General features: G+C 69.5%; 23 protein-coding genes. 15 read left to right on the forward strand and 8 right to left on the reverse strand.

The annotated features are described in order from the left end of the window. Positions 1–33: 33 nt before the first annotated feature. Positions 34–735, reverse strand: a complete 702-nt coding sequence (locus AB0L95_RS29035; RefSeq protein ID WP_365166374.1) for a methyltransferase domain-containing protein — start codon at positions 733–735, stop codon at positions 34–36. Between the two features lie 83 nt (positions 736–818). Then, complete coding sequence (locus tag AB0L95_RS29040) at positions 819–1445, reverse strand: DUF3043 domain-containing protein (RefSeq protein ID WP_365166376.1); 627 nt, start codon at positions 1443–1445, stop codon at positions 819–821. Between the two features lie 298 nt (positions 1446–1743). Between AB0L95_RS29040 and AB0L95_RS29045 the strand changes: the two genes are divergently transcribed. The 5 genes from AB0L95_RS29045 (at position 1744) to AB0L95_RS29065 (ending at position 8311) form a co-directional block, all read left to right on the forward strand. Beyond that, the gene (locus AB0L95_RS29045) at positions 1744–2541 is read left to right on the forward strand and encodes a PspA/IM30 family protein (RefSeq protein ID WP_365166378.1); all 798 of its coding nucleotides are present in this window, start codon (positions 1744–1746) and stop codon (positions 2539–2541) included. Between the two features lie 68 nt (positions 2542–2609). Continuing rightward, a complete protein-coding gene (locus AB0L95_RS29050) occupies positions 2610–2888 on the forward strand; it encodes a hypothetical protein (RefSeq protein WP_365166380.1) in 279 nt (92 codons plus the stop codon). A gap of 115 nt (positions 2889–3003) precedes the next feature. Next, the gene (locus tag AB0L95_RS29055; protein WP_365166383.1) at positions 3004–4272 is read left to right on the forward strand and encodes a histidine kinase; all 1269 of its coding nucleotides are present in this window, start codon (positions 3004–3006) and stop codon (positions 4270–4272) included. A 45-nt stretch (positions 4273–4317) separates the two neighbouring features. Next, a complete protein-coding gene (locus tag AB0L95_RS29060; protein ID WP_365166385.1) occupies positions 4318–4995 on the forward strand; it encodes a response regulator transcription factor in 678 nt (225 codons plus the stop codon). Between the two features lie 190 nt (positions 4996–5185). Beyond that, positions 5186–8311 carry an efflux RND transporter permease subunit gene (locus AB0L95_RS29065; RefSeq protein WP_365166388.1) on the forward strand — a complete coding sequence of 1042 codons (3126 nt, stop codon included), beginning with the start codon at positions 5186–5188 and terminating at the stop codon, positions 8309–8311. Positions 8312–8408: 97 nt separating this feature from the next. Here the strand turns inward: AB0L95_RS29065 and nadA are convergent, their stop codons facing one another. Both nadA and AB0L95_RS29075 read right to left on the reverse strand, forming a co-directional pair. Continuing rightward, on the reverse strand, positions 8409–9593 hold the full coding sequence (gene nadA / locus AB0L95_RS29070) for a quinolinate synthase NadA (RefSeq protein ID WP_365166391.1): 1185 nt from the start codon (positions 9591–9593) through the stop codon (positions 8409–8411). Between the two features lie 103 nt (positions 9594–9696). Next, positions 9697–9915: a hypothetical protein gene (locus AB0L95_RS29075; RefSeq protein ID WP_365166394.1), complete on the reverse strand. Its 219-nt coding sequence runs from the start codon at positions 9913–9915 to the stop codon at positions 9697–9699. Between the two features lie 114 nt (positions 9916–10029). Here AB0L95_RS29075 and AB0L95_RS29080 point away from each other — a divergent pair, with 114 nt between their 5' ends. Then, a complete protein-coding gene (locus AB0L95_RS29080) occupies positions 10030–10386 on the forward strand; it encodes an iron-sulfur cluster assembly accessory protein (RefSeq protein ID WP_365166398.1) in 357 nt (118 codons plus the stop codon). A gap of 79 nt (positions 10387–10465) precedes the next feature. On the opposite strand, the gene AB0L95_RS29085 is transcribed toward AB0L95_RS29080, so the two are convergent. Next, positions 10466–12025, reverse strand: a complete 1560-nt coding sequence (locus tag AB0L95_RS29085; protein WP_365166400.1) for a hypothetical protein — start codon at positions 12023–12025, stop codon at positions 10466–10468. A gap of 214 nt (positions 12026–12239) precedes the next feature. Continuing rightward, positions 12240–12449, reverse strand: a complete 210-nt coding sequence (locus AB0L95_RS29090; protein ID WP_365166402.1) for a hypothetical protein — start codon at positions 12447–12449, stop codon at positions 12240–12242. Positions 12450–12582: 133 nt separating this feature from the next. On the opposite strand from AB0L95_RS29090, the gene AB0L95_RS29095 reads away from it, so the two are divergent. Further along, positions 12583–13557: a carbohydrate kinase family protein gene (locus AB0L95_RS29095; RefSeq protein WP_365166404.1), complete on the forward strand. Its 975-nt coding sequence runs from the start codon at positions 12583–12585 to the stop codon at positions 13555–13557. A 67-nt stretch (positions 13558–13624) separates the two neighbouring features. Here AB0L95_RS29095 and AB0L95_RS29100 read toward each other — a convergent pair whose 3' ends face one another. After that, a complete protein-coding gene (locus AB0L95_RS29100; RefSeq protein ID WP_365166406.1) occupies positions 13625–15001 on the reverse strand; it encodes an aminotransferase class V-fold PLP-dependent enzyme in 1377 nt (458 codons plus the stop codon). A gap of 258 nt (positions 15002–15259) precedes the next feature. Here AB0L95_RS29100 and coxB point away from each other — a divergent pair, with 258 nt between their 5' ends. From coxB to AB0L95_RS29120, 4 genes are all read left to right on the forward strand, one after another. Next, on the forward strand, positions 15260–16219 hold the full coding sequence (coxB, locus tag AB0L95_RS29105) for a cytochrome c oxidase subunit II (RefSeq protein WP_365166408.1): 960 nt from the start codon (positions 15260–15262) through the stop codon (positions 16217–16219). Next, a complete protein-coding gene (gene ctaD, locus AB0L95_RS29110) occupies positions 16216–17952 on the forward strand; it encodes a cytochrome c oxidase subunit I (protein WP_365166410.1) in 1737 nt (578 codons plus the stop codon). Before coxB ends, ctaD begins: the two co-directional genes overlap by 4 nt. Then, positions 17949–18347 carry a cytochrome c oxidase subunit 4 gene (locus tag AB0L95_RS29115; protein ID WP_365166412.1) on the forward strand — a complete coding sequence of 133 codons (399 nt, stop codon included), beginning with the start codon at positions 17949–17951 and terminating at the stop codon, positions 18345–18347. Before ctaD ends, AB0L95_RS29115 begins: the two co-directional genes overlap by 4 nt. 128 nt (positions 18348–18475) lie before the next feature. Continuing rightward, a complete protein-coding gene (locus AB0L95_RS29120) occupies positions 18476–19750 on the forward strand; it encodes an Ig-like domain-containing protein (protein ID WP_365166414.1) in 1275 nt (424 codons plus the stop codon). 148 nt (positions 19751–19898) lie between these two features. Here AB0L95_RS29120 and AB0L95_RS29125 read toward each other — a convergent pair whose 3' ends face one another. Beyond that, the gene (locus AB0L95_RS29125; protein WP_365166416.1) at positions 19899–20300 is read right to left on the reverse strand and encodes a hypothetical protein; all 402 of its coding nucleotides are present in this window, start codon (positions 20298–20300) and stop codon (positions 19899–19901) included. A 178-nt stretch (positions 20301–20478) separates the two neighbouring features. Between AB0L95_RS29125 and AB0L95_RS29130 the strand changes: the two genes are divergently transcribed. The 4 genes from AB0L95_RS29130 (at position 20479) to AB0L95_RS29145 (ending at position 24715) form a co-directional block, all read left to right on the forward strand. Next, entirely contained in the window at positions 20479–21099 is a 621-nt protein-coding gene (locus AB0L95_RS29130) for a heme-copper oxidase subunit III (RefSeq protein ID WP_365166417.1), read from the forward strand. A 114-nt stretch (positions 21100–21213) separates the two neighbouring features. After that, entirely contained in the window at positions 21214–22026 is an 813-nt protein-coding gene (locus AB0L95_RS29135; protein WP_365166418.1) for a c-type cytochrome, read from the forward strand. After that, positions 22023–23081, forward strand: a complete 1059-nt coding sequence (locus tag AB0L95_RS29140; protein ID WP_365166419.1) for a Rieske 2Fe-2S domain-containing protein — start codon at positions 22023–22025, stop codon at positions 23079–23081. Before AB0L95_RS29135 ends, AB0L95_RS29140 begins: the two co-directional genes overlap by 4 nt. Continuing rightward, positions 23078–24715 (forward strand): ubiquinol-cytochrome c reductase cytochrome b subunit, encoded by a 1638-nt coding sequence (locus AB0L95_RS29145; RefSeq protein ID WP_365166421.1) that lies wholly within the window; start codon positions 23078–23080, stop codon positions 24713–24715. Before AB0L95_RS29140 ends, AB0L95_RS29145 begins: the two co-directional genes overlap by 4 nt. Positions 24716–24797 lie beyond the last annotated feature (82 nt).

Raw genomic sequence — 24797 nt, forward strand, 5'->3', positions numbered from 1 at the left:
TTCCTGCGCGTCCGAACGAGGGGCCGTCCCGGCTCAGCCGCGCACTCCGCACAGATGCAGCAGCGCGGCCACACCCCGGTACGGATCCGCACGCCCCGCCCGTTCCTCCGCGGCCAGCAGCCGCTCCACGTCCTCCGGGACCGGAGCGTCGTCGGGCGCCGTGTCCGTGAAGATCCGCACCCCGTACCAGGCGTGCAGCGGCGCCCCGATCCCGGAGAGCGTCGCGGTCAGCGTCTCCAGCCGGTCGGCGCGCACCTCCAGGCCGAGACGGTTGGTGTAGGCGGTCGTGTCGAAGGAGGCGAGCGCCGCGTCCCAGTCCCCGGACAGTCCCGGCCGCAGTGCCAGCGCGTCCCCGTTCCGGACGAGCAGCGACAGCAGCCCCCCGGGCGCCAGCATCCGCGCCAGTCCCGCCAGCAGCGGATCGGGCTCGTCCACGTACATCAGCACCCCGTGGCACAGCACCACGTCGAAGCTGCCCGGCAGGAAGTGCACCCCGGTGTCGCGGCCGTCGCCCTCGATGATCCGCATCCGCTCCCGGATGCCCTCGGGCTCCCCGGACAGGGCCCGGCGGGCCACCTCGATCATCGTCGGGTTCTGTTCGAGCCCGGTGACCCGGTGCCCGGCCCGGGCCAGGCGCAGCGCCTGGGTGCCCTGGCCCATCCCCACGTCGAGCACCCGCAGCCGCTGCCCGACCGGGAACCGCCCGGCTATCTGCTCCTCGAGCTGCCGGGCCACCAGCTCCTGCCGTACGACATCACGCAGCCGCCCCAGCTTGTCCAGCCAGGCACTGGCGGCATCCTCGGAGAAGGGATCCGCGCTCAGGACCGCCCTCCGCGCTTGCCCTGCGGCTTCGGCAGCCGAAAGCGGCGGATCTGCAGGGAGCGCATCAGCGCGTAGGCGACCGCGCCCTTCTTGTTCTGGTCGGGGAAGCGCTCGTTCAGCCGCTTGCGCAGCCGGAACCCGGAGAGGATCGAGTCGACCACGATCAGCACGATGACGACGAGCCACAGCAGCAGCGCGATGTTCTGCAGCGAGGCCACCTTCACCAGGCTCAGCGCCAGGATGATCACGGCCATCGGCAGGAAGAACTCCGCGACGTTGACGCGCGCGTCGACGTAGTCACGGGCGAACTTGCGGATGGGGCCCCTGTCTCGCGCCGGCAGATACCGCTCGTCACCGCCCGCCAGCGCCTGGCGCTGCCGCTCCAGCTGGACGCGACGCTCCTCGCGCTGCCGCTTGGCGGCGTCCTTGCGCGTCAGCGGCGTGTTGGCGACGCTGCGCCGTTGGGACTGGGCCTCACTGCGCTTGGGTGTGGGCCGGCCCTTCTTGGCCTGCGGGTCACGGGTCTGCTTGGAGTCGGTCACCGGCGCCTTGTCGGCGGGGGCCTTCTCTTCCTTGGCACGGCTACGGAACACAAAACCCAAGGGTACGGGGTTCCCCCGCATGGACCCCAGCCGAGTGGGGAACGATCCGGCAACACCGCTCGTCTGTAGTGGGACAGAGGGCCTCAAAAGGAGGACCACCGGCGTTCTTCCGCAGGCCGACTGAGGGAATCCGGCAGTCACCCCGTACGTAACCTCGGGGGACACCTACTCCCTACGCCGGAGCGGGACCGTGCGCAGTCGTCCTTGGGGATGACCGCATCCGTCCCCGAACAGTGCGGTAATGGATGCAGGGCCCGTACTGTGGGTCCTGTCGCAGACCTGTGAGCTGGAGTCCGTCAGAAGGGGGCGCGCGAAGCCCATGAGCGGTGTCATGAAGCGTATGGGGATGATCTTCCGCGCGAAGGCGAACAAGGCCCTTGACCGGGCCGAGGACCCGCGCGAGACCCTCGATTACTCGTACCAGAAGCAGCTGGAGCTGCTGCAGAAGGTGCGCCGCGGAGTCGCGGACGTGGCGACCAGCCGCAAGCGCCTGGAGCTCCAGCTCAACCAGTTGCAGCAGCAGTCCACCAAGCTGGAGGACCAGGGCCGCAAGGCGCTGGCGCTCGGCCGGGAGGACCTGGCCCGCGAGGCGCTGTCCCGGCGCGCCGCGCTCCAGCAGCAGGTGACGGACCTGGAGACCCAGCACCAGACCCTGCAGGGCGAGGAGGAGAAGCTGACCCTGGCGGCCCAGCGCCTCCAGGCCAAGGTGGACGCCTTCCGCACCAAGAAGGAGACCATCAAGGCGACGTACACGGCGGCCCAGGCACAGACCCGGATCGGCGAGGCCTTCTCCGGCATCTCCGAGGAGATGGGCGACGTCGGCCTGGCGATCCAGCGCGCCGAGGACAAGACGGCCCAGCTCCAAGCTCGCGCCGGAGCGATCGACGAGCTGCTGGCCTCCGGCGCCCTGGACGACCCCTCCGGCATGGCCAAGGACGACATCCAGGCGGAGCTGGACCGGCTCTCCGGCGGCACGGACGTCGAGCTGGAGCTGCAGCGCATGAAGGCGGAGCTGGCGGGAGGTACCTCCGACCAGCGGCAGGCACTGGAGGGCGGCACGGGCCAGGGGCAGTCCCAGTCCCAGCCGCAGGACACCCCGCGCTTCGACAAGCAGTGACGCGCGGCAGGCCGTAACCTCACGTAACGCTGTCATCCAACCGGGTCCCACGCCTACAGGAGGGCCACATGATCGTGCGGATCATGGGGGAGGGGCAGGTGAAGCTGGACGACGCCCACTTCACCGAACTCAACAAGCTGGACGACGAGCTGCTCCGGGAGATGCAGAGGGACGACGAGGAGGGCTTCCGGCGCACGCTGAACGCCCTCCTGGACGCGGTCCGGCGTCTGGGCACGCCGCTGCCGGACGAGTCCCTCCAGCCCTCGGAGCTGATCCTGCCGTCGCCGGAGGCGACCCTCGCGGAGGTCCGCGAGATGCTGGACGACGACGGCCTGATCCCTGGCTGACCCGCGGGATGCGCAAGGGGGCGGCACCCGGGCCCCGCGTCACCGGGGTGCCCCCACCACCCTGGTTCCGTCCGCCGCGGGCCCCCGTACCGTGAATCCCCCGTACCGTGAATCCGTGAGCACCCTAGAACGCACCTGGTGCCGGATCAGCGCCCATCCCCTCGCGCTGGACGCCGCCCTCGCCTTCGGCGTCCTCGTCTCCATGGTGGCCAGTTCCTTCGTGGACCCCCATGGCGAGCACGGCGCCGCCTGGGGCGCGCGCAGCCCGGGTGTGCTCAGCCTCGCCCTGATGGTGCTCGGGGCGGCGGCGCTCGTCCTGCGTCGCCGGCGTCCGCTGGTGGTCCTCGCGGTCACGGTCGCCCTCTCCCTCGTGGAACTGGTCGCCGCCGACCCGCGCGCCCCCGTCGCGATGTCCGCGGTCGTCGCCCTCTACACCGTCGCCGCCACCACCGACCGCCCCACCACCTGGCGTGTCGGCCTGCTCACCATGACGGTGCTCACCGGCGCGGCGATGCTCGTCGGTCCCCTGCCGTGGTACGACCAGGAGAACCTCGGCCTTTTCGCCTGGACAGGCATGGCCGCCGCCGCGGGCGACGCCGTCCGCAGCCGTCGCGCCTTCGTGCACGCCATCAGGGAGCGCGCCGAACGCGCGGAACGCACCCGCGAGGAGGAGGCCCGCCGCCGGGTCGCCGAGGAGCGGCTGCGCATCGCGAGGGATCTGCACGATGTGGTCGCCCACCACATCGCCCTGGTCAATGTGCAGGCCGGGGTGGCCGCGCACATCATGGACAAGCGCCCCGACCAGGCGAAGGAAGCCCTCGCCCATGTCCGTGAGGCCAGCCGCAGCGCGCTCAACGAACTGCGCGCCACCGTCGGTCTGCTGCGGCAGTCCGGGGACCCCGAGGCACCCACCGAGCCCGCCCCCGGTCTCGCCCGTCTCGACGAACTCGCGGACACGTTCCGCAACGCCGGGCTCCCCGTGGAGGTCGCCCGCGCCGACTACGGCACCGTCCTGCCCGCGGCCGTCGACCTGGCCGCGTACCGGGTGATCCAGGAAGCCCTCACCAATGTGCGGAAGCACGCGGGCCGGACGGCGAAAGCCGAGGTCAGCGTGGTCCGGGTGGGGCCCCATGTGGAGATCACGGTCCTCGACGACGGCAGGGGCGAGGACACCGGGCCCGAGCACGAGGGCGGACGCGACGGACCTGACGGGCGCGACGAGCACGACGGACACGGCGGGCACGGACTGCTGGGCATGCGGGAGCGTGTCACCGCCCTCAGCGGGGCCCTCACCACCGGTCCCCGCTACGGCGGCGGGTTCCGGGTCCATGCGATCCTGCCGGTCGAGACGCGCACGACGACCGCGGCCGGGGAGAGCGTGTGACCGTGGCCGGGGAGAGCGTGTGACCGCCGCCCAGGGAGGGCCCGTATGACCATCCGTGTCCTGCTCGCCGACGACCAGGCGCTGCTCCGCAGCGCCTTCCGGGTGCTTGTCGACTCGGAGCCGGACATGGAGGTGGTGGGCGAGGCGTCCGACGGCGCGGAGGCGGTCCGGCTGGCCGGGGAGCGGCGCGCCGACGTGGTCCTCATGGACATTCGGATGCCCGGCACGGACGGCCTCGCCGCGACCCGGCTGATCAGCGCCGACCCCGCCCTCGCCCAGGTCCATGTGGTCATACTGACGACCTTCGAGGTCGACGACTATGTCGTGCAGTCGCTGCGCGCCGGGGCGTCCGGGTTCCTCGGCAAGGGGGCCGAGCCGGAGGAGCTGCTGAACGCCATCCGGGTCGCGGCGGGCGGCGAGGCGCTGCTGTCACCCGCCGCCACCAAGGGCCTGATCGCTCGTTTCCTCGCCCAGGGCGACGACGACGGACGCGACCCGGCCCGCTCCGACCGGCTCGGCACCCTGACCGGCCGGGAACGCGAGGTGCTCGTCCAGGTCGCCGGCGGCCACTCCAACGACGAGATCGCCGAACGTCTTGAGGTCAGCCCGCTTACGGTCAAGACACATGTCAACCGGGCCATGGCCAAGCTGGGTGCACGCGACCGCGCGCAACTCGTCGTCATCGCCTACGAGTCGGGGCTGGTGCGCCCGAGGGTGGAGTGAGTGGGTCGGGGCCCGCTCCGTCCATGGGTGGAGCGGGCTCCATCGGGCCGTACTGCGCCCGCAGTAGGCGTACGCACGAGGAACGGGACCTCGGGGCGACGGAACCGCTGTCTCGGATGCCTCAGTGTGTAGAGGGGCGCCCCTGTGCGCCTCGAACCTTCCGCTCAGCCACAGAGAGAGACGCCGACCCATGTCCTGGCTGTCACGATTCAGCCTCGCGCAACGGGCCCTGATAGCGCTGATGTCCATCGTCGCGCTCGTCTTCGGTGCGATCGCGATCCCACAGCTCAAGCAACAGCTCCTGCCCACCATCAACCTGCCCGTCGTGTCCGTCCTGGCGCCGTACCAGGGGGCGTCCCCCGACGTGGTCGAGAAGCAGGTCGTCGAGCCCCTCGAGGACACCCTTCAGGCCGTCTCCGGTATCAAGGGCGTCACCTCCACGGCGAGCGAGGGCAACGCCGTCATCATGGCGTCCTTCGACTACGGCAACGACACCAAGCAGCTCGTCGCCGATGTCCAGCAGGCCGTCAACCGGGCCCGCGTCAAGCTGCCGGACTCGGTCGACCCGCAGGTCATCGCGGGTTCGACGGACGACATCCCGACCGTCGTCCTCGCCGTCACCTCGGACAAGGACCAGCAGGCCCTGTCCGACCAGCTCGACAAGACCGTCGTGCCCACGCTGAAGGACATCTCCGGCGTCGGCCAGGTCACCGTCAACGGCGTCCGGGACCTCCAGGTCACGGTCACGCCCGACAACGCGAAGCTCGCACAGGCGGGGCTGACCCCGGCCGCGCTGGGCCAGGCCCTGCAGGCGGGCGGAGCGACCGTCCCCGCGGGCTCCTTCGACGAGGACGGCAGCAACCGCACGGTCCAGGTCGGCGGCGGGTTCACCTCGCTGCAGCAGATCGAGGACCTGATGGTCACCGGCGAGCCCGGCAAGAAGCCCGTACGCCTCGGTGACGTCGCCACGGTCCGCCAGCAGGAGGCCAAGGCCGACTCGATCACCCGCACCGACGGCAGGCCGAGCCTCGCTGTGGCCGTCACCATGGACCACGACGGCAGCGCGGTCGCCATCTCCAAGGCCGTCAAGGACAAGTTGACGGACCTGCGCAAGGACCTCGGCTCCGGCTCCACGATCACCGTGGTCAGCGACCAGGGCCCGGCGGTCTCCAAGTCCATCGACGGTCTGACCACGGAGGGCGCGCTGGGTCTGCTCTTCGCGGTCCTGGTGATCCTGGTCTTCCTGGCGTCGGTGCGCTCGACCCTCGTCACGGCGGTCTCTATTCCGCTGTCGGTGGTCCTGGCCCTGATCGTGCTGTGGACGCGCGACGTGTCGCTGAACGTGCTCACGCTCGGCGCGCTGACCATCGCCATCGGCCGGGTCGTCGACGACTCGATCGTGGTCCTGGAGAACATCAAGCGGCACCTCGGCTACGGCGAGGAGCGGCAGTCGGCGATCCTCACCGCGGTCCGTGAGGTGGCCGGCGCGGTGACCTCGTCCACCCTGACGACGGTGGCGGTTTTCCTGCCGATCGGTCTGGTCGGCGGCATGGTGGGCGAGCTGTTCGGCTCGTTCTCCCTCACCGTGACGGCGGCGCTGCTGGCCTCGCTGGTGGTGTCGCTGACGGTCGTGCCGGTTCTGTCGTACTGGTTCCTGCGCGCCCCGAAGACCATGCCCGAGGACGCGGACGAGGCACGCCGGGCCGCCGAGGAGAAGGAGGCGAAGAGCCGGCTCCAGCGCTTCTACGTGCCGGTGCTGCGCTTCGCGACCCGTCGCCGTCTCACCAGCGTGGCCATCGCGGTGGTCGTCCTGATCGGCACCTTCGGCATGGCGCCGCTGCTGAAGACGAACTTCTTCGACCAGGGCGAGCAGCAGGTGCTCTCCGTCAAGCAGAAGCTGAAGCCGGGCACGAGCCTGGCGGCGACGGACGCCCAGGCCAAGAAGATCGAGAAGATGCTCTCCGGGGTGAAGGGCGTCAAGGACTACCAGGTCACCATCGGTTCGTCCGGCTTCATGGCCGCCTTCGGCGGCGGCACCGGCAGCAACCAGGCGTCGTACACGGTCATGCTGGACGACTCCGCCAAGTACAAGGACGTCCAGACCCGCGTCGAGGACGGCCTGGCCAAGCTCTCCGGGATCGGTACGACCACGGTGTCGGCCGGTGACGGATTCGGCAGCCAGGACCTGAGCGTGGTCGTGAAGGCGGCCGACGCGAACGTGCTGCGCACGGCGTCGGAGCAGGTGCGTGCCGAGGTCGCCGGGCTCAAGGACGTCACGGACGTGTCGAGCGACCTGGCGCAGAGCGTGCCGCGTATCTCGGTCACGGCCAACTCCCGTGCGGCGGCGGCCGGTTTCAACGACCAGACGCTCGGCGCCGCGGTCGCCCAGGCCGTGCAGGGCACCACGACGGGCAAGGCGATCCTGGACGACACCGAGCGGGACATCGTCATCAAGGCGGCGAAGCCGGCGCAGACCCTGGACCAGCTGAAGCAGCTTCGGCTCGGCCCGGTGAAGCTCGGTGACATCGCGACGGTGAAGCTGGTGGACGGTCCGGTGTCGATGACCCGGATCGACGGCCAGCGCGCGGCTACGATCACGGCGCGTCCGACCGGTGACAACACGGGCGCGGTGAGCACGGACCTCCAGGCGAAGATCAAGGCGCTGAAGCTCCCGGCGGGCGCGAAGGCCGAGATCGGCGGTGTCTCGCAGGACCAGAGCGACGCGTTCAAGAACCTGGGCCTGGCGATGCTGGCCGCGGTGGCGATCGTGTTCATGCTGCTGGTCGCGACGTTCCGCAGCCTGGCCCAGCCGCTGATCCTGCTGGTCTCCATCCCGTTCGCGGCGACCGGCGCGATCGGTCTGCTGATCGCCACGGGCACCCCGATGGGCGTTCCGGCGATGATCGGCATGCTGATGCTGATCGGCATCGTGGTGACGAACGCGATCGTGCTGATCGACCTGATCAACCAGTACCGCAAGCAGGGTTACGGCGTGGTGGAGGCCGTGGTCGAGGGTGGCCGCCACCGTCTGCGCCCGATCCTGATGACGGCCCTGGCCACCATCTTCGCGCTGCTGCCGATGGCCCTGGGTGTCACGGGCGAGGGCGGTTTCATCGCCCAGCCGCTCGCGGTGGTGGTGATCGGCGGTCTCGTCACCTCGACCCTGCTGACCCTTCTGCTGGTCCCGACCCTCTACGCGATGCTGGAGCTCCGCAAGGAGCGCCGCGCGAAGAAGAGGGCGGCGAAGCGGGCGAAGAAGGCGGGGACGCCGGTCGAGCCGGCGGAGTCCGGGGAGCCGGAGCCCGCGGGGGTGTAGTCCCCCGGGTATGGCCAAAGGCCCGGTCCGCACCAAGGTGCGGGCCGGGCCTCGTCGTGTGCGGGCCGGGCGGGAAGCCGGTCGGCCGGGCGGGCGGCTACGGCAGCGCGAGCATCCGCTCCAGCGCGAGCTTCGCGAACGCCTCGGTCTCCTTGTCCACCTCGATGCGGTTGACCAGGTTGCCCTCGGCCAGCGACTCCAGCGCCCACACCAGGTGGGGCAGGTCGATGCGGTTCATCGTCGAGCAGAAGCAGACCGTCCGGTCGAGGAAGACGATCTCCTTGCCCTCCGGAGCGAAACGGTTCGCCAGGCGCCGGACCAGGTTCAGCTCCGTGCCTATGGCCCACTTGGAGCCAGCCGGGGCGGCCTCCAGCGCCTTGATGATGTACTCCGTCGAACCGACGTAGTCGGCGGCGGCCACGACCTCGTGCCGGCACTCGGGGTGCACCAGCACGTTCACCCCGGGGATCCGCTCCCGGACGTCGTTCACCGAGTCCAGGCTGAAGCGGCCGTGCACCGAGCAGTGACCGCGCCACAGGATCATCTTCGCGGCGCGCAGCTCCTCGACGGTCAGCCCGCCGTTCGGCTTGTGCGGGTTGTAGACCACGCAGTCGTCCAGCGACATGCCCATGTCGCGCACCGCCGTGTTGCGGCCCAGGTGCTGGTCCGGCAGGAAGAGGACCTTCTCCCCCTGCTGGAACGCCCACTCCAGGGCCCGCTGCGCGTTCGACGACGTGCAGATGGTGCCGCCGTGCTTGCCCGTGAACGCCTTGATGTCCGCGGACGAGTTCATGTACGAGACGGGGACGACCTGCTCGGCGACGCCCGCCTCGGTCAGCACGTCCCAGCACTCGGCGACCTGCTCGGCGGTGGCCATGTCGGCCATGGAGCAGCCGGCCGCGAGGTCGGGCAGGACGACCTTCTGGTCGTCGGAGGTCAGGATGTCCGCCGACTCCGCCATGAAGTGCACACCGCAGAAGACGATGTACTCGGCCTCCGGGCGGGCCGCCGCGTCCCGGGCCAGCTTGAAGGAGTCGCCCGTGACGTCGGCGAACTGGATGACCTCGTCGCGCTGGTAGTGGTGGCCCAGCACGAAGACCTTGTCGCCGAGCTTCTCCTTGGCGGCGCGGGCACGCGCGACCAGGTCCGGGTCGGACGGGGAGGGCAGGTCGCCGGGACACTCGACGCCCCGTTCGCTCTTCGGGTCGGCCTCACGGCCGAGCAGCAGGAGGGCGAGGGGCGTCGGCTGTACGTCGAGCTCCTGGGTCTGGGCGGTGGTCACCTCACGCACCCTTTCTGTTCTGCGGCTCGCCGGCCCGAAGGGGGTCGGCGGGACATGCGGGACAAGCCTTTTCGTCGAATTGACGCTATCTATCATAACCGCTTCATGTCAGTTTGACGACGGCCATAGTGTCGATGTGACGTGAATCCCGGCACGGTCCGCCGCCCGCCCCCGGAGAGGGCCCCGGGCGCTCCCGATGCCGTACGACGTCGGCCCGGCCCTCGAACAGCGGCTGTCCGGGCGTCGTACGGGGGTCGTCCGGCACATGGCGCGGCGGTGTCACCCGGGTCGTCCACAGGCCGGTGTCCGTGTTCCGGCGCATGTGCGAGCATGAAGAGGGAAGCGAAAAGAAACGAGCTCGGCCCGGAATGAATCCGCGGCCACGCCGGTTGCACTCGTCGGCAAGCAGTCTCCGTACAAACCGGGAGAGATGTAGATGTCCGTACAGGACGAGACCACCACCGTCACCGACGGCATCATCCTGACCGACGCCGCCGCGGCCAAGGTCAAGGCCCTGCTCGACCAGGAAGGCCGGGACGACCTGGCGCTGCGCGTCGCCGTCCAGCCCGGCGGCTGCTCCGGCCTGCGCTACCAGCTCTTCTTCGACGAGCGCTCGCTCGACGGCGACGTGAAGAAGGACTTCGGCGGGGTCAAGGTCGTCACCGACCGCATGAGCGCCCCGTACCTGGGTGGTGCCACCATCGACTTCGTCGACACGATCGAGAAGCAGGGCTTCACCATCGACAACCCGAACGCGACGGGCTCCTGCGCCTGCGGCGACTCCTTCAGCTGAGCCGGCACCCCACCGGTCGTCACGAAGGCGGCGTTCCCCTCCACGGGGGACGCCGCCTTCGTGCTGCCACGGACCGCCGTCACCGGGAGAGCGTCGAGCCCGTCCCGCCCGAGGACGCCTTCGGCAGCGTGTCCGTCGTGTCCTTGGGGATCGGCCTGCCGTCCGAGCCCACCACCTGGCGGTCGCCGAGCGGCGCCTTCAGGTGCAGCGTGGCGTGGTAGACCTTGGCGATCATGGCGCAGACCCGGCCCTGCCAGGGCGTCGCGGTCACGGTCACCGTCACCCGCTCGGAGTCCTCGCGCACGGATGCCGCGTAGTCGGCGCACACCCCGCCCTCGTAGGCGACGATGAGGTCCCGGCCGTCGGCGGTGTAGCCCAGCACCTTCACGTCGTGGTGCGTCGGCGCGGGCGAGGGCCGGTTCCCCGGTCCGCTCGTCGAGGGGCTCGGCTGCGGGGCCGGCGTCCCGCTCGGCTCGCCCGGCGGCCGGTGGGCGACCAGATACCGCGGCTCGACCGCGGGGTACGTCACCGTGAAGGGGTCGCCGCCCGAGGTCCCTGCCGACCGCACCTCGAACAGCCACGACGGCACCAGCAACGCCTTCCCGCCCACCGCGTGCGCGGCCAGTCCGAACTCCGCGCCCTCCACGGACGCCGACGCCCGCTGCGACGCGGCCGGGCCCGTCGTGCACGGCTTCTCGTCCCGGTCCTTGACCGGTACGGGTCCGGGGCAGCCGCCGATGCCCATACGGCCGTACGACGACGGCGCACCGTTCATCAGGTCCAGCGTCTTCCGCGCGCCGAGCACGGGATAGACGGCGCCCTTCGCCGGTGCCGCGAGATTGCCGCTGCCGCCGATGACCTTGCCCTCGGAGCTGATCCGCAGTCCGGTCGTCCAGCCGTGCGTGGGCAGCCCGCCCACCACAGGTTCGGCGTTCACCACCCGCACCCGGTCCATGAGCTGGGACGCGTCCAGCTTCGCGTCGTCCTGGCCGACCGCCTTGAGCACGGGAGCGGCGGCCTGCCGCGCCGCCTCCTCGCTCACCGGGCCCGGCCGCGCCCCGGCCGCCCCGGACCCGGCGGGCCGGCACGTCTTGCCCCGCGGGCAGTTGTCGGTGCCCGGCACAGAGGAGCTGAACGTCCAGGTGCCCGGTGCGTCCCGGTTGACCCGCAGACTCGGCTCCGCGCTGTCCTTCACCGCCCCCACCTGCCAGGTGTCGCCGACCAGCTTCGGCGTACCGCTGAGGTCCAGGGCCCCGGCGAGCCGGGCCACCTCCTCCTGGGTCACCCGGCCCTTCGCCCAGTACACCGGCGCCGACCTCGGCCCGTCGGGGAGCGAGCCCCGGACGGTGTACGTGGTGCCGTAGGGGTTGGGCTCGCCCACCGCGATGCCCGGGGGGACACCCTCGCCGGCGCCGTCGAGAGCCAGCGCCGGGGGAGTGCCGTCGCCGCCCGGCGCGGGGGAACCGCCGGGCCCGCCGGACGCGCTCGCGGCGAGGAAGGCCCCGCCGCCACCGACGAGCAGAACCGCGGCCGCGACCGAGGCGACCGCCACGGGGGAGCGCCGCCGCGGCGCGACACCGTCCGTGTCCTCGGTGACGTCGGGTGCGCCGTTCGTGTCGTCGGGTCGCTCGGTGCTCACCGCATCGCTCCTTCGGCTCCGCTGCTGTCCCGGAAGACCCCGCCGTACCCGAAAGGAGCACCCAGGGGTCGTATCCCGCCTCCCCATCAAGGAGGACGGCGATGGGACGCACAGGGGGAGCGCACGGTTCCCGAGCCCTGCGCCCGGGGTTCCGGGCCCGAGGGCGCCGCGCCCTGGGTTCGGGGCCCGAGCCCGCAGACCCCGCGGGGACCGGTCAGTCCCCGTAGTCGGACATCGCGTCCAGCAGATGCGCCGAGGCGGGCGGCACGCTCACACCGTGGATCAGGGAGGGGGAGACCGGCCGGGAGGCGCTCTTCTCGGGCGGGGCCCAGTGCGGGACCATCCGGGCGCAGTCGCCGCGCAGCGCCGTCAGGTCTCCGTCGGGGTCGAGCGGGCCGGTGCCGGGGAACTCGGGCTTCGTCATAGGGGAACCGTAGGCACGCTGAAGCCGAAGGCGAAAGATCTACTATTGGGTAGTTTCGCCTGCTTCAGCGGGACGGGTCGACCGGGTAGCGTGAACTGTCAATCCCCCTCCTCCACAGGAGCGTGTCCTCGCCGTGCGTATCGCAGTCACCGGCTCCATCGCCACCGACCACCTCATGACCTTCCCCGGTCGTTTCGCCGATCAGTTCGTCGCGGACCAGCTGCACACGGTCTCGCTCTCCTTCCTGGTCGACCGTCTCGACGTACGCCGGGGCGGGGTGGGCGCGAACATCGCCTTCGGAATGGGCCAGCTCGGCACCGCGCCGATCCTGGTCGGCGCGGCGGGCTCGGACTTCGACGAGTACCGCGCCTGGCTGGACCGGCACGGGGTGGACACGGCCTCCGTGCGCATCTCCGACACCCAGCACACGGCCCGCTTCGTCTGCACCACCGACGCCGACCACAATCAGATCGGCTCCTTCTACACCGGTGCGATGAGCGAGGCTCGGCTCATCGAGCTCAAGACGGTCGCCGACCGGGTGGGCGGCCTGGACCTGGTCCTGATCGGCGCGGACGACCCGGAGGCGATGCTGCGCCACACGGAGGAGTGCCGCTCCCGGGCCATCCCCTTCGCCGCGGACTTCTCGCAGCAGATCGCCCGGATGAACGGCGACGAGATCCGGATACTGCTGGAAGGGGCGACCTACCTCTTCTCCAACGAGTACGAGAAGGGGCTCATCGAGAACAAGACCGGCTGGAGCGACACCGAGATCCTGGCCCGGGTGGGCCACCGGGTGACCACGCTCGGCTCGCGGGGCGTGCGCATCGAACGGTCCGGCGACGACCCGATCGAGGTCGGCGTGCCCGAGGAGACGGCCAAGGTCGACCCGACGGGCGTCGGCGACGCCTTCCGCGCGGGCTTCCTGTCGGGCCTCGCCTGGGGCGTCCCGCTGGAGCGCGCGGCCCAGGTCGGCTGCATGCTCGCGACCCTGGTCATCGAGACGCTGGGCACCCAGGAGTACCAGCTGCGCCGGGCCCACTTCATGGACCGCTTCACCAAGGCCTACGGCGACGAGGCCGCGGTGGAGGTCCAGGACCACCTGGTCTGACCGCCGCACCCGCGGACATACGGGCGGCCGGCAACGCACGAGGGCGGTCAGGAACGCCCGGGGCGGTTCAGGAGAGCCGGCGGACCAGGTAGGCGGAGCCCCGCTCCGCCGGCTCCTCGCCCAGGTACTGCTGCCCGCGCATCTCGCACCACGCGGGGATGTCCAGGCGGGCCGCCTCGTCGTCCGCGAGGACGCGCACGCTGCCGCCCACCGGGACGTCCCCGATGACCTTCGCCAGCTCGATCACCGGGATCGGGCACACCTTGCCGAGGGCGTCCACGACGAGGGCGTCCTCGTGCACGGCCGTCCGCGGAGCCGGCGCGCCGAGCTTCTCGCGCACCGTCGCCACCACGTCCGGCAGCACCGAAAGAAATCGGTCGACCTCGTCGGCCTCGGCTCCCGGCGGCAGCGACACCCGGACGTTGCCCTCGCTCAGCACCCCCATCGCCTTGAGCACATGGCTCGGGGTCAGCGTGCTGCTCGTACAGGACGAGCCCGACGAGACGGAGAAGCCCGCACGGTCCAGCTCGTGCAGCACCGTCTCCCCGTCGACATAGAGACAGGAGAAGGTGACGATCCCGGGCAGCCGCCGGACCGGATCGCCCACCACCTCCACATCGGGGACCAGGTTCGGCACCCGCGTCCGGATCCGCTCGGTCAGCTCCCGCAACCGGGCCGCCTCCTGGACCGCCTCGGTCCGCACCGCGCGCAGCGACGCCGCGGCCGCCACGATCGCCGGGATGTTCTGGAATCCGGCCGCCCGCCCCGACTCCCGCTCGTCCAGGGGCCCTTGCGGCGCGAACCGCACCCCTTTGCGTACGACGAGCAGCCCGACGCCCGACGGTCCGCCCCATTTGTGCGCACTCGCCGTCAGCAGCGACCAGTCGCCCTCCACCGGGCCCCAGCCCAGCGACTGCGCCGCGTCCACCAGCAGCGGCACCCCGGCCGTCCGGCACACCTCGGCCACCTCGGCCACCGGCTGCACCGTGCCCACCTCGTGGTTGGCCGACTGAAGACAGGCCAGCGCGGTGTCCGGGCGCAGCGCCGCCCGGTACGCCGCGGTGTCGGCCCTGCCCGCCCGGGTGACCGGGACCCGCGTCACCGTTCCCCCCGCGGCCTCGAACGCCTCCGCCGAATGGAGGACAGAGGAGTGTTCGACGGCGGACACGATCAGGTGACGTCCGATCCGGCGGCGGCCCGCCAGGGCGCCCTCGATCCCGGAGTGCACCGCCCGGGTGCCCGAGGCGGTGAACACCAACTCGTCCGGGCGGCAGCCCACGGCCTCGGCGGCCGCCTCGCGCGCCGCGTCCAGCAGCATGCGGGCCCGCCGTCCCTCGCGGTACAGCCGGGCGGGGTCGGCCCATCCCTCGTCCACGGAGGCCAGCAGAGCCTGACGTGCGACAGGGTGCAGAGGAGCGGCGGATGCGGCGTCGAAGTAGGACACACCGCAACGCTAACTCCTGCGAACCGCGAGGCCTCCCGCAGCGGCCGAAGCACCCGTCAGGAAGGGGCCACAACCGGGCATTCCCTCCCTTCGGGGTGTCCGGCGGCGCGTTGGGCACCCTCCCCGCGCGACCCCAAATGGCGTCCAGTAGGGTTTGGTCCGCATAAACATCCAAACCCCTGCCCGCCGCAGGGCGGCGACCGACCAGCGAGAAGGCCGCAGCCGACCGCGCGGGCGAGACTCTCGGGAAGGCGCTACGTGAGTCCCAACGGCTCCGACCGCTCGCCGCGGCGCCCGATGCGGCGGAAGCTGCTGCAGGCACTGACCGCGGGCCTGGTCCTGGCGACCGCCACCGGTTGCACATACAAGGACTTCCCCCGCCTTGGTTTGCCCACCCCGGCCACGGAAGAGGCTCCGCGGATCCTCTCTCTGTGGCAGGGCTCCTGGGCTGCCGCGCTCGCCACCGGCGTGCTGGTCTGGGGCCTGATCCTGTGGAGCGCCATGTTCCACCGGCGCAGCCGCACCAAGGTCGAAGTTCCTGCGCAGACCCGGTACAACATGCCCATCGAGGCGCTGTACACCGTGGTCCCGCTGATCATCGTCTCGGTGCTCTTCTACTTCACCGCCCGCGACGAGTCGAAGCTCCTCAGCCTCGACAAGAAGCCCGACGTCACCATCAACGTCGTCGGCTACCAGTGGAGCTGGGGCTTCAACTACGTCACCCCCGTCAGCGGGGTGACCGGTGACGCCAAGACCGATCCGAACCTGAACGCGATCCCGGACCGGTTCAAGAAGGACTTCCCGGTGAACGCCGGCGGTGTCTACGACTTCGGTACGCCGGCCACGCGGAACCCGCAGACCAACAACCCCGGTCCGACCCTCTGGCTCCCCAAGGGCAAGACGGTCCGCTTCGTCCTGACCTCGCGCGACGTCATCCACTCCTTCTGGGTGCTGCCGTTCCTGATGAAGCAGGACGTCATTCCGGGCCACACCAATGCCTTCCAGGTGACCCCCAACATGGAGGGCACCTTCCGCGGCAAGTGCGCCGAGCTCTGCGGCGTCGACCACTCCCGGATGCTGTTCAACGTGAAGGTCGTCTCGCCCGAGCGTTACGAGCAGCACCTCAAGGACCTGGCGAAGAAGGGGCAGACCGGTTACATCCCCGCGGGCATCGCGCAGACGAGCCACGAGAAGAACCGGGAGACGAACAACCTGTGAGCATCCTCAACGAACCCCAGGGTGCCGCCGCAGCCGTAGGCTCATACGAGAACGAGCTGCCGGTCAGGCGCAAGAATCCCGGCAATGTCGTCGTCAAGTGGCTGACCACCACTGACCACAAGACGATCGGCACGCTGTATCTGGCCACGTCGTTCGCGTTCTTCTGCATCGGCGGCGTCATGGCGCTCCTCATGCGCGCCGAGCTCGCCCGGCCGGGTCTGCAGATCATGTCGAATGAGCAGTTCAACCAGGCGTTCACGATGCACGGCACGATCATGCTGCTGATGTTCGCGACGCCGCTGTTCGCCGGCTTCACGAACTGGATCATGCCGCTGCAGATCGGCGCGCCCGATGTGGCGTTCCCGCGGCTGAACATGTTCGCCTACTGGCTCTACCTGTTCGGCTCGCTCATCGCGGTCGGTGGCTTCCTCACCCCGCAGGGCGCCGCCGACTTCGGCTGGTTCGCCTACAGCCCGCTGTCGGACGCGGTCCGTTCGCCGGGCATCGGCTCCGACATGTGGATCATGGGTCTGGCCTTCTCCGGCTTCGGCACGATCCTCGGTGCGGTCAACTTCATCACCACCATCATCTGCATGCGCGCACCTGGTATGACCATGTTCCGCATGCCGATCTTCGTGTGGAACGTGCTGCTGACCGCCGTCCTGGTCCTGCTGGCCTTCCCGGTCCTCGCGGCCGCGCTGTTCGCCCTGGAGGCGGACCGCAAGTTCGGTGCGCATGTGTTCGATGCGACCAATGGCGGCGCCCTACTATGGCAACACCTCTTCTGGTTCTTCGGCCATCCAGAGGTGTACATCATCGCGCTACCATTCTTCGGCATCATTTCCGAGATCATCCCGGTCTTCAGCCGTAAGCCGATGTTCGGTTACATGGGCCTGGTCGGCGCGACCATCGCGATCGCCGGTCTGTCCGTGACGGTGTGGGCCCACCACATGTACGTCACTGGTGGCGTGCTGCTCCCGTTCTTCTCCTTCATGACGTTCCTCATCGCCGTTCCGACCGGTGTGAAGTTCTTCAACTGGATCGGCACGATGTGGAAGGGCTCGTTGTCCTTCGAGACACCGATGCTCTGGGCGACCGGCTTCCTGATCACCTTCACGTTCGGTGGTCTGACCGGTGTCATCCTGGCCTCGCCGCCGATGGACTTCCACGTCTCCGACTCGTACTTCGTGGTGGCGCACTTCCACTACGTGGTCTTCGGTACGGTCGTGTTCGCCATGTTCGCCGGCTTCCACTTCTGGTGGCCGAAGTTCACGGGCAAGATGCTCGACGAGCGCCTCGGCAAGATCACCTTCTGGACGCTGTTCGTCGGCTTCCACGGCACCTTCCTGGTGCAGCACTGGCTGGGCGCCGAGGGTATGCCGCGACGCTACGCGGACTACCTCGCGGCCGACGGCTTCACCGCCCTGAACACGATCTCGACGATCTGCTCCTTCCTGCTCGGCCTGTCGGTCCTGCCGTTCTTCTACAACGTGTGGAAGACGGCGAAGTACGGCAAGCCGGTCGGCGTGGACGACCCGTGGGGCTACGGCCGTTCGCTGGAGTGGGCGACCTCCTGCCCGCCGCCGCGGCACAACTTCCTCACGCTGCCGCGGATCCGCTCCGAATCCCCCGCCTTCGACCTGCACCACCCGGAGATCACCGCGCTCGAGCAGCTCGAGCACGCGGGTGCCGGCAGCAAGGCCGTCGCTGGTGGCAAGGAGGCCGGCAAGTGAAGATCCAGGGCAAGATGTTCCTCTGGCTGGCCGTCTTCCTCCTGATCATGGCCATCGTGTACGGCCTGTGGTCGAAGGAACCGGCCGGTACCACCGCGCTCTTCCTGGCCTTCGGCCTGAGCGTGATGATCGGCTACTACCTGGCCTTCACGGCCCGGCGGGTCGACGCGGGCGCCCAGGACAACAAGGAGGCCGACGTCGCGGACGACGCCGGTGAGGTCGGCTTCTTCAGCCCGCACAGCTGGCAGCCGCTCGCCCTCGGTGTCGGTGGCGCGCTGGCCTTCCTGTCCATCGCGATCGGATGGTGGCTGATGTACTTCTCCGCCCCGCTGATCCTGGTGGGCCTGTGGGGCTGGGTCTTCGAGTACTACCGCGGTGAGAACCGCACCCAGTAACACGCGTTGAACGCACGGGAGCCCGGACACTCTCCGAAGTGTCCGGGCTCCCTCTTTTGCCGCGTTTCGCGTCCCCCGCACGGCTCTCCCGGCGCGCCGTGGCCCAGCGGGGTTCATAGCGTGAGGTCATGAGCCACTCAGTCTTCTTCCGGGGGCCACGACACCGCACGGTCGTCGGCTGCACCCTGCTGCTGATATCCCTTGCCGTGGGCCCTGTCGCCTGCGGCGTCGACGGCGACCCGCTCGCCGCGCATCCGTTCGACGCGGCGGACCAGATCGCGTACAACGGCCCTGACGACAACGACAAGAAGGCCGATCCCGACAAGCCTCTGGAGATCACCGCCTCGGACTCGGACGGGCGCATCACGGACGTCACGGCCGTGGACGCCCGAGGACGCTATCTGGCCGGTGAACTCAATGCCGACGGCAGCCGTTGGCACAGCACCTCACCGCTGGCCGCCGGCACCCACTACACGGTGCGGGTGAGCACGGAGGACGAGGACGGCGCACCCGGCCGCAAGGTCCTGGAGTTCGACACCGCCGTCCCGAAGACCAAGAAGATGCTGAACGTCGCCCTCGGGCCCGACACCGGCACCTACGGCGTCGGCCAGCCCGTCACGGCCGCACTCAGCGAGCCCGTCAAGGACAAGGCGTCCCGGGCGATCGTCGAGCGCGCCCTCAAGGTGGACACGGTGCCCGCGATCGACGGCTCCTGGTACTGGGTGGACGACAAGACGCTGCACTACCGTCCCAAGGACTACTGGCCCGCGCACGCCTCCGTCACGGTGCACAGCAACCTTGCGGGCGTGAAGGTCTCGGACCGCCTGTGGGGCGCCGACAGCAAACCCGTGCAACTGACCATGGGCGACCGTCTTGTCGCCGTCACGGACGCCGCTGCGCACCACATGACGGTCTACAAGAACGACCAGGTGCTCCGGCGGATCCCCGTCACCACCGGCAGACCCGGCTACGACACGCGCAACGGGATCAAGGTCATCATCGCCAAGCAGCCCGCCGTACGGATGCGCGGGACGACCATCGGCATCTCCACGAACTCCAGCGACTCCTTCGATCTGATGGTCTATTGGGCCGCCCAGGTGACCTGGAGTGGCGAATACGTCCACGCGGCGCCCTGGTCCGTCGACTACCAGGGGTATGCCAACGTCAGCCACGGCTGCACCGGCATGACCACCGGCAACGCCCACTGGTTCTTCGACACCGTGCGGCTGGGCGACATCGTCCAGGTCGTCAACTCCCGGGGCCGGCAGATGGACCCCTTCGGCAACGGCTACGGCGACTGGAACCTCGACTGGGCCAAGTGGAGCAAGGGCAGCGCCCTGGTCCCGGACGAGCCCGGCCCGAGCCCGACGGACATCGCGAGACTGCGCCCGCAGGCGGTGTGACAGGGGTGCCCGGCCCCGGCGAGACGCGCGGGGCCGGTGAGGTCGGACGGGAGGGCGCCTACGCGGGCCTGAAAGGCCGCCAGGGCGCCCCGGGTGCCGGGTCAGGCACAATCCGGGCCCGGCGGGCCTCTGGGCGCTCACGGCGCCGTCAGGCGCTCGCGAGGGCCCGCCGCCGCAACAGCGAGGCCAGCGCGGAGGCCAGCTCCACCGGCTCCACCGGCAGCGCCACGGCGGCGTCGGCCCGGCTCCACGTCGCCAGCCACGCGTCCTGCGGGCGCGCGATGAGCAGCAGCACCGGAGGGCAGTGGAAGATCTCGTCCTTGATCTGCCGGCACACGCCCATGCCGCCCATCGGCACGGCCTCGCCGTCCAGGACGCACGCGTCGATGCCGCCCTTGTCCAGTTCGCTGATGACCGCGGCGGGCGTCGCGCACTCCACGAACCGGACTTCAGGGGCGTCCGGGGCCGGCCTGCGCCCGACCGCGAGCCGCACCTGCTCGCGCGTGCGGGAGTCGTCGCTGTAGACCAGCACCGTGGCGGTCGGCTGCATGCTTCCTCCGGGACGTCAGCGTCGTACGGAACGGACCGTTGGGGCGGATGCTACTCCCTCGGACACTCGGTCAACAGCGGTCCGCACACGGCTTCGATGGGCCATACGGGCCCTCCACACGCTGCGGACACTCCGAACGGCACCCCCCGGAGTGAGGGCGGGATAAGCGCCCGACATAATGTCGGTCGTGGCGACAGCAACGACAGTAGAAACCGGGCACGCGCACCCGTCGGTCAACCGGCCGAACCTCACCAGCGTCGGAACCATCATCTGGTTGAGTTCCGAGCTGATGTTCTTCGCGGCCCTCTTCGCGATGTACTTCACCCTGCGATCGGTGACGGGTCCGACGCACTGGAAGGCGATGGCGAGCCATCTCAACCTTCCGTTCTCGGCGACCAACACCACGATCCTGGTGCTCTCCTCGCTGACCTGCCAGCTCGGCGTGTTCGCGGCCGAGCGCGGTGACGTGAAGAAGCTCCGTGGCTGGTTCATCCTCACCTTCATCATGGGTGCGATCTTCGTCGGCGGGCAGATCTTCGAGTACACCGAGCTGGTCAAGAAGGACGGCCTCTCGCTGTCCTCGGACCCGTACGGCTCGGTGTTCTACCTGACCACCGGCTTCCACGGCCTGCACGTGACGGGTGGACTCATCGCCTTCCTGCTGGTCCTCGGTCGCACCTACGCGGCCAAGAGGTTCACCCATGAGCAGGCGACCGCCGCCATCGTCGTGTCCTACTACTGGCACTTCGTCGATGTCGTCTGGATCGGCCTCTTCGCCACGATCTACCTGATCAGGTAATCGGCGGTCGGCCGCGGCGACCGGTCACCCGAATCGGGGAGAACCGATCGCCCGCGACGAACCGATCCATTTCCAGAAGCATCGACGCAGAAGATCCTGACACCGGGGTAATCCGTGAAAAAGCTCTCCGCACGACGACGCCATCCGCTGGCGGCTGTCGTCGTCCTACTCCTCGCGCTGGCGGCCACCGGGGGGCTGTACGCCGCGTTCGCGCCCGCGAGCAAGGCTCAGGCCGATGAAACCTCCCAGTCCCTCGCCATCGAGGAGGGCAAGAAGCTCTACCAGGTGGGCTGTGCCAGCTGCCACGGCACCGGCGGTCAGGGCAGCTCCGACGGTCCGAGCCTGGTGGGTGTCGGCGCCGCGGCCGTGGACTTCCAGGTGGGCACCGGCCGTATGCCGGCTGCCACCTCCCAGGGCCCCCAGGTGACGAAGAAGAAGAACATCTACTCGCAGGCCCAGATCGACCAGCTCGCGGCGTACATCTCCTCGCTCGGCGCCGGTCCGGCCGTGCCGACGACGAACGACTACAGCCCCGAGGGTGCCGACATCGCCAAGGGCGGCGAGATCTTCCGCACCAACTGCGCGCAGTGCCACAACATCACGGGCGAGGGCGGTGCCCTGTCGCACGGCAAGTTCGCGCCGAGCCTCGAGGGCGTCGACCCGAAGCACATCTACGAGGCCATGCAGACCGGCCCGCAGAACATGCCGTCCTTCCCCGACACCACCCTGTCGCAGCAGAACAAGAAGGACATCATCGCCTACGTCAAGGCGGTCAACGGTGACCAGACCGAGAACCCCGGCGGTCTCGACCTGGGCGGTCTCGGCCCGGTCTCCGAGGGCCTCTTCGCCTGGATCTTCGGACTGGGCGCGCTGATCGCGGTCGCCGTCTGGGTCGCCGCTCGGACCGCAAAGGCCAAGAAGTCATGAGTAGCCAAGACATTCCCGAAGAGAACCTGCCCGCTGAGCAGGACACCGAGCACGGTGCCGTAGCGGTCGCGGACGAGGAGAACCCGTTCGCCGACCCGGGGCTGCCGCCCCACGAGCACCGGATCCAGGACATCGACGCGCGAGCCGCCAGGCGCTCCGAGCGCATGGTCGCCCTGCTGTTCACCGTGTCGATGCTGGCCACCCTCGGCTTCATCGCCTCGTACGTCACGATCCCGAACGACAGGTCGATCTACGTCTTCCCGATCGGGCACATCAGCGCGATGAACTTCGCGCTGGGCCTGACGCTGGGCGTGGCGCTGTTCACGATCGGCGCGGGCGCGGTCCACTGGGCCCGCACCCTGATGTCCGACGTCGAGGTCGCCGACGAGCGTCACCCGATCGAGGCGGCGCCGGAGGTCAAGGCGAAGGTTCTCGCCGACTTCCAGCAGGGTGCCAAGGAGTCGCAGCTCGGCCGTCGCTCGCTGATCCGGAACACGATGTTCGGCGCGCTGGCCCTGGTGCCGCTCTCCGGCGTGTTCCTGCTGCGTGACCTCGGCACGCTGCCCGGCACCAAGCTGCGCCACACGCTGTGGTCCAAGGGCAAGCTCCTCGTCAACATGAACACGAACCAGCCGATGCGTCCCTCGGACATCGTCGTCGGTTCGCTCACCTTCGCCAAGCCCGAGGGCCTGGAGGAGACCAACGAGGACTTCCAGCAGCAGATCGCGAAGGCCGCCCTGATGCTCGTCCGGCTCCAGCCGGAGAACATCAAGGACAAGAAGGAACTCTCGTGGTCCCACGAGGGCATCGTGGCCTACTCGAAGATCTGCACCCACGTCGGTTGCCCGATCTCCCTGTACGAGCAGCAGACGCACCACGTCCTCTGCCCGTGCCACCAGTCCACCTTCGACCTCTCCGACGGTGGCCGGGTCATCTTCGGCCCGGCTGGTCACGCCCTGCCGCAGCTGCACATCGGCGTCAACGCGGACGGCTACCTCGAGGCGCTCAGCGACTTCGAAGAGCCCGTCGGTCCTGCCTTCTGGGAGCGCGGATGAGCACTTCAACGACCAACGAGTCCGCTTCGCGCGGACGGGCACCGGCCGGCGAGCGCGTCGCCGACTGGGCCGACGGCCGCCTGGGGATCTACTCCCTGGCCAAGTCGAACATGCGCAAGATCTTCCCCGACCACTGGTCGTTCATGCTGGGTGAGGTCTGCCTCTACAGCTTCATCATCATCATCCTCACGGGTGTGTATCTGACCCTGTTCTTCCATCCCTCGATGAACGAGGTGGTGTACCACGGCAGTTACGTGCCGTTGCAGGGCCAGATGATGAGCGAGGCGTTCAACTCGGCGGTGCACATCAGCTTCGACGTCCGTGGCGGTCTGCTGATCCGGCAGATTCACCACTGGGCGGCGCTGGTCTTCCTCGCCGGCATGTTCGTGCACATGATGCGCGTGTTCTTCACCGGCGCGTTCCGCAAGCCGCGTGAGATCAACTGGCTGTTCGGCTTCCTGCTGTTCGTCCTGGGCATGTTCACCGGCTTCACCGGTTACTCGCTCCCCGACGACCTGCTCTCCGGCACCGGTGTCCGCTTCATGGAGGGCGCGATCCTGTCCGTGCCGATCATCGGCACGTACCTGTCGTTCTTCCTCTTCGGCGGCGAGTTCCCGGGTGGCGACTTCGTGGCCCGGTTCTACTCGATCCACATCCTGCTGCTGCCGGGCATCATGCTCGGTCTGGTGGTCGGCCACCTGATCCTGGTCTTCTACCACAAGCACACGCAGTTCGCGGGTCCCGGAAAGACGAACAACAACGTCGTCGGCATGCCGCTGCTGCCGGTGTACATGGCCAAGGCCGGAGGCTTCTTCTTCCTGGTCTTCGGTGCCATCGCGGCCATCGCGGCGATCGCGCAGATCAACCCGATCTGGGCCATCGGCCCCTACCGTCCGGACCAGGTCTCCACGGGTGCCCAGCCCGACTGGTACATGGGCCAGGCCGAGGGTCTCATCCGTGCCATGCCCGGCTGGGAGATCAACATCTGGGGCCACACGCTCGTCCTGGGTGTGTTCATCCCGCTGCTGCTCTTCCCGCTGACCCTCGCCGCCATCGGTGCCTACCCCTTCATCGAGTCCTGGATCACCGGCGACAAGCGCGAGCACCACATCCTGGACCGCCCGCGCAACGCGCCGACGCGTACGGCCTTCGGTGCCGCGTGGATCTCCTGGTACTTCGTGATGCTGCTGGGTGGCGGCAACGACATCTGGGCCACGCACTTCCACCTGTCGATCAACTCGATCACCTGGTTCGTCCGCATCGCCTTCTTCGTGTTGCCGGTGCTCGTGTTCATCGTCACCAAGCGGATCTGCCTCGGCCTCCAGCGCCGCGACCACGACAAGGTGCTGCACGGCCGCGAGTCGGGCATCATCAAGCGGCTGCCGCACGGTGAGTTCATCGAGGTCCACGAGCCGCTCAGCCAGGAGCAGCTGCACACGCTCACGGCGCACGAGCAGTACAAGCCGGTCGAGATCGGCCCGACGGTCGACGAGAACGGCGTCGAGCGGAAGGTCAAGGGCTCGGAGAAGCTGCGTGCCCGGTTGAGCAACGCCTACTACGGGGACGACAACCAGATCCCCAAGCCCACGGTCGAGGAGTACAAGGAGATCACGAGCGGCCACGGCCACCACTGATCGCTGCGCGCGCCACGCCACGGTCGAAGGGCCCCGTCCAGATCCGGACGGGGCCCTTTGCCGTGCCCGGGGCTGGATAGGG

The sequence above is a fragment of the Streptomyces sp. NPDC052036 genome (assembly GCF_040680495.1).
Classification (GTDB): Bacteria; Actinomycetota; Actinomycetes; order Streptomycetales; family Streptomycetaceae; genus Streptomyces.